This is a genomic window from Ralstonia psammae (assembly GCF_958405935.1).
In the GTDB taxonomy this organism is placed as follows: Bacteria; Pseudomonadota; Gammaproteobacteria; order Burkholderiales; family Burkholderiaceae; genus Ralstonia; species Ralstonia psammae.
On sequence record NZ_CATZBU010000008.1, the window covers coordinates 195456 to 205250 of the forward strand.

Below are 9795 nucleotides of genomic sequence, written 5' to 3' on the forward strand. Positions count from 1 at the left end.
TTAGATACTGACGCGGCGTAGACGCAGCGCATTGGATACCACCGAAACCGAACTCAGGCTCATCGCAAGCGCCGCAATCATGGGGGACAGCAGCAAACCGGTCGTGCTGTACAGAACGCCTGCTGCGAGCGGCACGCCTAACGCGTTGTAGACAAACGCAAAGCCGAGGTTTTGCTTCATGTTGGCGATCGTTGCCTCAGACAGGTTGCGGGCGCGCGCGATGCCGCGCAAGTCTCCCTTGACGAGCGTAACTTGCGCGCTATTCATGGCGACATCCGTGCCTGTGCCCATGGCGATACCGACGTCGGCCTTCGCCAGCGCGGGCGCATCGTTGATACCGTCGCCGGCCATGGCCACTGTGCGGCCCTCGCTTTGAAGTTTCGTCACGAGCGCCAGTTTATCGGCGGGCCTGACTTCCCCGTGAAATTCTGCGATGCCCAGCGACTGAGCGACCGCCCTTGCCGTTACCGTGCCGTCGCCCGTGGCCATCACCACGCGAATGCCCTTGTCCTTGAACAGCGCCAATGCCTCTGCCGTTGTCGATTTGATCGGGTCGGAGACGGCCAGCAGACCGGCGAGCGCGTGATCTGCCGCGAGGTACATGACGCTCGCGCCTCGGGCTCGCAACTCGTCTGCGGCCTGGGCCAGCGGAGCCGTATCGATACGCTCTTGCTCCATCAAGACGGTGTTGCCAAGAGCCAGCTTTTTGCCGGCAACAGAACCGCGTACGCCAATGCCACTGCTGGATTCGAAGTTCTCAGCGTTCTGCAGAGACAGTCCGCGCTCTCTGGCGGCTTTCACAATGGCCGCCGCCAATGGGTGCTCACTGCCTTGATCCAGACTGGCTGCCAAGCGAAGCACTTCGGCATCGTCGAAACCGTTGGCGCCCAAGCAGCGATCAAAGGCAGGCTTGCCTTCCGTGAGCGTTCCTGTCTTGTCGACAACCAGGGTGTCAACCTTGCGCAGATTCTCGATGGCGGCCGCGTCGCGAAACAGGATGCCGTTCGATGCTCCCTTGCCGCTCGCCACCATGATCGACATCGGGGTCGCCAGGCCCAACGCACATGGGCACGCGATGATCAGCACAGCAACCGCGTTGATGAGCCCATACACCCAGCTTGGCTGCGGTCCAAAGAACCCCCATGTGAAGAAGGTGAGCACGGCAACGGTCACCACAGCGACAACGAAACCGCCCGCGACCTTGTCCGCCATGCGCTGCATGGGCGCCTTGGAGCGCTGAGCTTGGGCAACCATCTGAACGATCTGCGAGAGGACGGTTTGGGAACCCACCTTCTCGGATTCGATGATCAAGCTCCCAGCAGTGTTCATCGTCACGCCAATCACGTGGTCACCCACCCGCTTGGTCACGGGAATAGGCTCTCCGGTAATCATCGATTCATCCAGCGAACTTGAGCCTTCGATCACGATACCGTCGGTGGGCACTTTCTCGCCGGGTCGCACGCGTAGACGGTCCCCGACGTGCACGTGGCTCAGCGGTACATCGGCTTCAGTGCCGTCGGCATTGACGCGCCGGGCGGTCTTGGGGGCGAGGCCAAGCAGTGATTTGATCGCGGCAGACGTTTGCGACCGTGCCTTCAGTTCCAGCAGTTGGCCCACCAGCGTGAGGGAAATGATGACCGCCGCCGCTTCAAAATAGACACCAATCCGACCGTGCTCCGTGAACGTCTGAGGAAACACCCCTGGTGCGACGGTTGCGATCACGCTGTAGAGATAGGCGGCCCCGGTGCCCAGTCCGATGAGCGTCCACATGTTGGGGCTGCGATGCAGGAAGGACTGAGCGCAGCGCTGGAAGAATGGATAGCCCGCCCACAGCACCACGGGCGTCGACAGGACCAACTCGGTCCAGCTTTGCTGCCGGGCATCCATCCAGCCGTAGCGGTGCCCGAACATCGCCAGGATAAAAACCGCAATGGTCAGTGGCAGCGTCCACCAAAAACGCCGCAGGAAGTCTGCAAGCTCCGGGTTCTCCTCTTCATCCAACTCGGGAATGACCGGTTCCAGCGTCATGCCGCAAATCGGACAATTGCCTGGGTGGTCCTGCCGGATTTGCGGATGCATGGGACATGTGTAGACAGTCTCCGCTTGAGATTCGGCGGGGGCGGCTGCAACGTGGTCTTTGTCTCCGTGGCCGGCATGGCGATGTCCGGCGTGATCATCATGCAAGTGCGTGCGATCGTGCTCGGCTGCGTGGATGTGGTGGGGCTCTTCCATTGACATCGGCTCCTATCGGTTCGCCTGCCGCCGGATGCACTAGCTGGTGGCGACGTGCGTTTCTCGTGCGCAAGAAACGATAAACCCTCCCATGCAGGGAGGGTCAAAGGGAGTTGTTGTGCAAAAGCAGCGTTGAGCAATCAACCCGTATCTACTTCCTCATCATGCCGCCCATCCCAGACCCCATCCCAGACCCCATTCCGGGACCCATTCCCATGCCCTGACCATCCATCAGCATTTGCATCATCTCCTCCATCATGGCCGTGTGCCGCTCCGTCATCCCCCGACACAGAGCCATTTGATTGGCTTGGCCGTTTCTTCTCGTCGGCTTCATGCCACCCATCTGTCGTATGCCAGTCATCATGTCTTGCATGACCCTCATGCGCTCGTTCATCAGGGCTTGTCGTTCTTCTGGCGTATTGGCGCGTGCCATGCGTTCCCTGAGGGCGCGCAGATGGGCAATTTGCGCATCAAAGTCCGCATTGCTTTGCGGCACGGCCGTCGCTGCGGGCGGCGGCGCTTTCTTCTCGGTACGATCGTTATCGCGCTCTGCGTTGGTTGATGGGCCGGCGGCGAGCACAAGAGAACTCCAAGCGAGCAGGAGCGCGGTCGAGGCGGATGCGATGAGGGTACGTCGATTGTTTGCCATGATGAGCGGCCTTCGGTGTGATGTGCGGTAAATACCCGCACTGTCAATGTAGAGGACGGGTGCGATCGGCCATTGATGCATGTCAAGCGCTGCCGCTTGGTCTGGGGAGCGGGGCACTTGGGTTTCGGGGGCTCGCGCGACGCTTGGACAGCCCAACCCTGCGCTGCTCACGGAGTTTCTCAGCCGCCAGGGTCGGACCGAAATCGGTATAGCAGTTGCGAATCAGGCCGCGAATACGAGACTCCAGCCCTGTCTGCGACTGACGGTGGCCAAAGCGGAAGACCATTAAGCGTGTCATGGATTCGGCCTTGCGTTTATATCAATCCGAAATCCAACTCAATTCCTTTTCGCGTGACGCACAGGCGCAGCTTTTCCGCTTCACTTTCTTGACGGTGTCGACATCACCGTGTCTCATGAGGGAACTGTCGCTCTTGCATTGAGCCGCACGTGCAACACGGTGACCACGGAGTCCTTCTCACCAGGCGCCGATGCCTTGCTTATCGAGGCTTCGTCTCGGCGGCCGAAGACGGTGCGACTCGCGAGTGTTCGCCGCGTCTTGTTGATCCTCAGCCGGGTACGGGATGCGGTCGCGCGGTTGATCGGCGGCTGCGCAGCACGTTCCCCGCTCGACGAGCAACTTCACGCGGTTCGGCGATGTCGCCAACCATGACAGCCTGATGCTTGAGGACGCAACGGAATTCGCCGTTTGTGCTGAGGCACGGCGTCTACCCGCGCATTCGCTGCGTATACGTTGCTCAGGAACACTCCTGAGCCTGCACAGGCGGTGAGTGCACCGCCAATTTTGGGAGGCAACATCAATGAAGCTCACTTTGGATCCGCCGGGATTTGCCGGGGCGGTTGACGGCGTGCCGCTTTCTGTCCGGATTCGGGAGCGCTTGATGAGCGCTGGCCATCGCTTTCACGCCAACGACAATATCGCTGCCTACCTGCGCGATGGCGAGCTTGATCTGCTCCAGGCCGAAGTCGAAGAACGCCTGCAGTCAGTGCTGCGCGCCCTCGTTATCGATGTCGAGCAAGACCACAACAGCCGTGAAACCGCGCGCCGTGTGGCCAAGATGTTCGTCCGCGAAGTGTTTGCAGGGCGCTATGTTGCGGCACCAGAGGTGACAGCGTTTCCGAACGTAGAGCGGCTCAATGAACTGATGGTGGTGGGGCCGCTGCGGGTGCGCAGCGCCTGCTCGCATCATTTGTGTCCGGTCATGGGGCGCGCGTGGGTGGGCGTCATGCCGAGCAAAGATTCGCAGTTGATCGGGCTGTCCAAGTATGCACGCCTCATCGACTGGGTCATGAGCCGTCCGCAGATCCAGGAGGAGGCTATCAAGCAGATTGCCGATCTGCTGGAGAACCGGATGGCACCCGACGGCCTTGCAGTCGTGCTCGAGGCGGAGCACTACTGCATGCACTGGCGCGGCACGAAGGACGACAAGTCGCGCATGGTGAGCAGCGTGATGCGCGGAGTCTTTCTGACAGACCCGAGCCTACGGCGCGAATTTCTTGCACTGCTGCCTGGCCGCAACAGTGAATGAGTGTCCAACGATCCGAAGAAGCCCTATGAGCGATACCGACTAACGTGAACCGCGTCGAGCAAATCGGGGCGCATGGCAAGCGAGCGTGTGCGGATCGCCCACCATTCATCAAAGAAAGAACAGGCAACGGCGGGGCGGTCACCTCGATCGTCAGATGCGGATTGGCATCAATGCGTGCACGGCGATGCGGCAGGTAGACGACGCACAACGTGTCGCCAGGCTTAACGACAGGAGAGACGGCGACCATCTCGCCTTGCGACCTCGCCAGCGTCGCATCTGACAGGATGGGGCCGCGGCAACCTTCGGGGCTCAGTGTATGGAGGGTCTTTCCAACGCAAAGCCAGCTCAACTCAGTGAACCCCTCCGCTGCGTTATTGCGCGATCCGACAGTGCATCCGCCAACGGCTTCTCTTCGTATATGGGTTGCTTCCACGTTGCGAAGCGCCACGAACGAGGTCAACAATGAAACGGTATCAACTGGCAGGGTTGTCTGGTGTTTTGCTTTCCCTCGCAATCATTTCTGGCGGCTATGCATCCGTAGCCGCCGCCGCTATGGGCGACAGCGAAGCGACCACCATGGTGGGCGGCGCTGCGATGTACCCATCCAAGAACATCATTCAAAACGCCGTCAATTCGAAGGACCACACCACGCTTGTGGCCGCCGTGAAAGCAGGTGGCCTGGTCGATACGCTGTCCGGGCCCGGGCCATTCACCGTGTTCGCACCAACCAACGAAGCCTTTGCGGCGCTGCCCGCCGGTACGGTCGATAAGTTGCTGAAGCCGGAAAGCAAGCCGACCCTGGTCAAGGTGTTGACCTATCACGTGGTGCCCGGCCGGCTGACGGCACAAGACCTGATGAAAGCCGTTTCGGATGGGGGCGGCAAAGCGAGCCTCAAGACCGTCGAGGGTGATGCGCTAACGGTCATGCAGAAGGGCGACCACCTTACCGTCACAGACGACAAGGGTGGCGTCGCTGCCGTCACCATCGGCAACGTGTACCAATCCAACGGCGTCATTCACGTCGTCGACAAGGTATTGATGCCGTAATCGGCCGCATACGGCGCGGGGGCATGCGCCTCCGCGCAGGCTCAAACGGTGATGAGAGGAACGGCATGCCATCCAGACTTCGCTGCGTTCCGGACGTTCGTTGCGCGAATAGCGCGGTTGGTATACCTTTGCCGCATCCCGTTGCGGGCAACCGAGGCACGCGAAATCATATGCACGTTGTCGGAGCATCTTTGCTCGAGTCCGAGGACTCAATACCAGCGCGTCAGAACGATGGTCGGGAACATTTAGTTGAGCTCCTCAAGCAGACCGCGGAAGGCAGCCGCACATCCTTCGCGAAACTCTACGCGCTCACGTCGCCCAAACTCTATTCGCTCGCGTACGGCATTCTTCGCAACTCGGGTGAAGCGGAGGACGTGCTCCAGGAAATCTATGTCGCCATCTGGCAACGCGCCGATCAATTTGATCCTGGTCGAGGAACGGCCATGACGTGGCTGATTTCGTTGGCGAGGAACAAATCGATCGATCGACTTCGTCAGTCTCGCGAGATGACCGGACAAGACACCGACCGGGCGCACATCGTCGACGAGCAGGCAACGCCGCAGGAGGCGGCGGACATGAGTCAGGAACGTCGGCGTCTTGATGGTTGCATTCGAAATCTTGAGGCACGGCAGCGAGGTGTCATCGTCGAAGCGTTCTATACGGGCGCGAGCTACGCTGAACTTGCCGCGCGCCTGAGTGTTCCGATCGGTACGATGAAGAGCTGGGTGCGGCGCAGCCTGCTGCAGCTCAAAGCGTGTCTGGAGCAACATCCATGACCCCCGATCGCGATCTGGACTGCGCCGAATACGTTCTTGGACTGTTGGATAGCCAGGAGCGCAAGGCCCTTGAGCGTGCGCTGGACGAGGATGCGGCCCTGAGGGATTCCGTCAATGCCTGGGAGGTGCGCCTGTCTCCTTTGGGTGAAGACGTGGCTGCCTTGCAGCCGCCTGCGCGCGTTTGGAGGCGGATCCAGGCGGATCTGGGTCATGTTGAGCGCGCTGAAGCGCAGCCGCGCGAGTCGCAGATTCGGCGAATCTGGAACAGCATTCGGCTGTGGCGCGCCGTGGCGCTCGCAGCATCCTTTGCAATGATCGCGGTTGTCGCGCTGAATCTTTCCCTGTTGTCTCCCAACGGAATGCCCCCTGGCGCGAAGCCGGCCTACATGGCAGCGGCCATCACCGGCGAGAACGGCGTGCCGCATTGGACGATGACCATCGACACGACAAAACGTGAAATCGTCGTGGTGCCGGCTGTTGCATTGCAGGTGTCCGACACCGCCTCGACGGAGCTTTGGCTCATTCCCGAAAACAGCAAGCCGATATCGTTGGGCGTGTTCGCGTCCAATCGATCGACTTCGATTGCCCTGTCGAGGGAAAACGCAGCAAAACTCAATGCCCGTGCAGTGCTTGCCGTTTCAGTGGAGCCGAAAGGCGGCTCTCCAACAGGTCAGGCCACGGGCCCCGTCGTGGGCAAGGGCGAAATGCATGAAACATAGCGGCGGCCGATCTGCCCTGCAGGATGACGAGCAGATGCAGAGACGCTTCAAGCCCGGCGGCGATGGTTCAGCCGGTCGTCTATGAGCGGTTGTTTAAGTGAAGACCGGCGATTTCGTCGGTCTTTGCGTTATGGGGGGCGAAAAAAATACCTTCGCCCGACAAGCCGAAGGTATGACGCAAAGACCGCTCGCTTTCAACTGCAATCAAAGGCGGGACGACATGTACTGTTCCCGCACCGCCAGCCCGGCGTACGGCAGGTTGCTTGCAGTGACGATCGCCAGGTAGTCTGAGAATCGGTACTGCAAACGAGCCGTCTGCAGTGGTGATTGGCTCAGTACCTCTGGCGAGGCATCACCTGTTGTCGCAGTCGGCGTACCGAGCGCGTTGCGTAGCGTATGTGCCGCGCCGTTCCAGGCAGCGGTGGTGTCGTTGGCGTTCATGCCCCGGCGGTAGATGTCTACGCCGACGAGATGGCCGTGCGGACCGAAGCTGAGCCACAACTCGCTGACGGGCGGGCCGGCAAGGCCCAGCTTGCGGGCCTCGACGCCACGACAGCGGAGATAGTTGTAGCCGTGCGTGACAGCGTCACAGGCGACACCGTTTTCATGTGCCCAGCGAACGGCTTCGGCGGCGGTTGTGCCTTCCAGCACGAACCCGCCCGGAAGGGGGTGGGCAGGTGCCGGCTGGCTGGTGCGCAGGTGCGCCAGTCCGCTTGCGCGCAGAGCGCTGACTTGCTCTGCCGTGGTGCTGTCGACGGGGCAGGGTACGCCCAGCATTGCGAGTACAGGGCGGGCCGACTTCAAGTGCATTGCTCCGACAAGGCCGATCGCGACCGTGAGCGCTGCAACACTGGGCATGGCGTAGCGTTGCAGCCGGCGTCGCGGGTTCATTGGCAGTTCTGGGCGGTGTTAGGGCCCAGGTACTGAGGCATCGATGACACGATGGTGGACTTGAGCCCGGTGAGGACAGGCGCCACACGCGAGATGTAACCATCAGGAACGCCATCGGTCTTCATGACAGCGGCGGCATCGGTGATGAACTGATCGAATACGCACCCGGGAATGCCAACGTCCGAGTGTGCTGCCGCCATGTCGTCGCACATCACGGTCGAGCCATCCGCAGCGACTTGCCCGGGGTAGCTGAAGGGGCCGCCGAACAGCGCCTTGAACTGCAGGTTCAGGCAAGCCTTGAGACGCCCGACCGTATCGTGTCCGGGCCGGCCGATGTTGGCGAAATAAGGAGCTTCTTTGGGGTCCGCAAGCAGACCGGACACCGCATCGTCCACGACCTTTGAAATGGCGGCCGGTGCGCTCGCGTCTCCGCCGAGTCCGGCCCACATGTCGGCGTTCTGGGGAAACTGTGCCGTCGATGCGGTCGACATGGGCGTATCGTCGCCGCCGCCGCATGCGCTCAGCGTGGCGGTGGTCAACGTCAGAACCAATAGCAGTGCTCGCTTCATGGGCAAATCTCCTCGTGTCAGGTATGGAAGGTGCACTGCGCGGCCTGCCTCAATTGCTACACAGCGCTGTCGACACATACGTCACGCATGCAAGATTGGATGCAGGAATGATTGCGAACCTGCGAAACTGTCTTGTGGGCGATGGCTCATGCGTCGGCATGAGCTGCATCCATTCGCGTCGGCAGACCGTATATGCCAGAGCACCCTCAGACTTGATTTGCACTTCCATGGTGATCCTGTTCAATTGCCGCCATGCTGGCGTGCCCCAGACTGCCCTCCGTGCGCGCCTCAATGAGGGCGCGACGCCCTGTCACGACAAAGCATTGGAGCGAGCATGCCGATGACCCGCCTGACGCGTCGTGCATGGTTGGCCGCGGCGTTATCGAGCTTGGCTGGCTGCTCTGCCCTGGATGTTCTCAATGCTGTGTCCAAGTCCGACGCCAGTGTTTCTACGCTGGGCTTGGCGTACGGTGACAACCCACGCCAGAAGCTGGACGTTTATCGACCTGTCCGACCCATGGCAGGGCCCGCACGGGCGGTCGTGTTCTTCTACGGGGGCTCTTGGCGAGAGGGCGCTCGCACGGACTACGCTTTCGTGGGCGAGGCGCTGGCAGCGACTGGTGCGATTGCCATGGTCGTCGATTACCGGCTGTATCCGGAAGTCAGTTATCCGGGTTTCCTTGAGGACTGTGCTGCAGCTACGGCCTTCGCGCAGCACTGGCTCGCGCAGCAGGGCTATGCCGGTGCACGCCTGTTCGTTGCGGGCCATAGCGCGGGCGCTTATAACGCCGCCATGCTGGCGACGGACTCCCGTTGGCTGGGCGCGCACGGGCTAGGTACGGAGTCACTTTCGGGCTGGATCGGAATGGCAGGCCCGTATAACTTCCTGCCGATCCAGGCGGCCGACATACTGCCCGTGTTCAATCATCCGCACGAGACGCAAGACAGCCAGCCGCTGTTCCATGTCGATCAACGTTGGCAGCCCCCCGCGCTTTTGCTCACTGGAGAACGCGATGCATACGTCGACGTGCGGCGCAATACGCTCTCCCTTGCCGAGCGCTTGATGAAGTATCGACACCCTGTTGAGCTCAAGGTCTACCCGCGACTGGATCACAAGACGCTGGTGGCAGCGCTCGCTTCGCCTCTGAAATTTCTTGGGCCGGTGCTGTCCGACGTGGCCGACTTCTTGGCCAAGGCGTGATGGCGGAGCGCGGTCATCCGCCTTTGTGGGTGGCCCAGGGGAACCCGGGCCACTCGCGGCTTACACCGCGCGACGCACCATCAATTCCTTGATCTTGCCGATGGCCTTGGTCGGGTTCAGACCCTTCGGGCACACATCGACGCAATTCATGATGGTGTGGCAGC

General features: G+C 61.1%; 9 protein-coding genes and 1 pseudogene. 5 read left to right on the forward strand and 5 right to left on the reverse strand.

Features of this window, described 5'->3' with window-relative positions; all coding sequences use genetic code 11:
• Together R2N16_RS17175 and R2N16_RS17180 are read right to left on the reverse strand one after the other, a co-directional pair.
• Complete coding sequence (locus tag R2N16_RS17175; protein ID WP_316666979.1) at nucleotides 1-2232, reverse strand: copper-transporting P-type ATPase; 2232 nt, start codon at nucleotides 2230-2232, stop codon at nucleotides 1-3.
• A gap of 151 nt (nucleotides 2233-2383) precedes the next feature.
• A complete protein-coding gene (locus R2N16_RS17180) occupies nucleotides 2384-2881 on the reverse strand; it encodes a hypothetical protein (protein WP_316666980.1) in 498 nt (165 codons plus the stop codon).
• Nucleotides 2882-3699: 818 nt separating this feature from the next.
• On the opposite strand from R2N16_RS17180, the gene folE reads away from it, so the two are divergent.
• From folE to R2N16_RS17200, 4 genes are all read left to right on the forward strand, one after another.
• The gene (folE, locus tag R2N16_RS17185; protein WP_316666982.1) at nucleotides 3700-4428 is read left to right on the forward strand and encodes a GTP cyclohydrolase I; all 729 of its coding nucleotides are present in this window, start codon (nucleotides 3700-3702) and stop codon (nucleotides 4426-4428) included.
• 462 nt (nucleotides 4429-4890) lie between these two features.
• Complete coding sequence (locus tag R2N16_RS17190) at nucleotides 4891-5475, forward strand: fasciclin domain-containing protein (protein WP_316666984.1); 585 nt, start codon at nucleotides 4891-4893, stop codon at nucleotides 5473-5475.
• Nucleotides 5476-5540: 65 nt separating this feature from the next.
• A complete protein-coding gene (locus R2N16_RS17195) occupies nucleotides 5541-6251 on the forward strand; it encodes a sigma-70 family RNA polymerase sigma factor (protein WP_428984140.1) in 711 nt (236 codons plus the stop codon).
• Entirely contained in the window at nucleotides 6248-6970 is a 723-nt protein-coding gene (locus R2N16_RS17200) for an anti-sigma factor (protein ID WP_316666986.1), read from the forward strand. The genes R2N16_RS17195 and R2N16_RS17200 overlap by 4 nt, the downstream gene beginning before the upstream one ends.
• A 204-nt stretch (nucleotides 6971-7174) precedes the next feature.
• Here R2N16_RS17200 and R2N16_RS17205 read toward each other — a convergent pair whose 3' ends face one another.
• Nucleotides 7175-7861: a hypothetical protein gene (locus tag R2N16_RS17205; RefSeq protein WP_316666987.1), complete on the reverse strand. Its 687-nt coding sequence runs from the start codon at nucleotides 7859-7861 to the stop codon at nucleotides 7175-7177.
• On the reverse strand, nucleotides 7858-8430 hold the full coding sequence (locus R2N16_RS17210) for a globin family protein (RefSeq protein WP_316666988.1): 573 nt from the start codon (nucleotides 8428-8430) through the stop codon (nucleotides 7858-7860). Before R2N16_RS17210 ends, R2N16_RS17205 begins: the two co-directional genes overlap by 4 nt.
• A 340-nt stretch (nucleotides 8431-8770) precedes the next feature.
• On the opposite strand from R2N16_RS17210, the gene R2N16_RS17215 reads away from it, so the two are divergent.
• Nucleotides 8771-9631, forward strand: coding sequence for an alpha/beta hydrolase (locus R2N16_RS17215; protein WP_428984141.1), 861 nt, complete (start codon nucleotides 8771-8773; stop codon nucleotides 9629-9631).
• 60 nt (nucleotides 9632-9691) lie between these two features.
• On the opposite strand, the pseudogene sdhB reads toward R2N16_RS17215, so the two are convergent.
• Nucleotides 9692-9795: pseudogene (gene sdhB, locus R2N16_RS17220) on the reverse strand (succinate dehydrogenase iron-sulfur subunit); the annotation flags it as partial.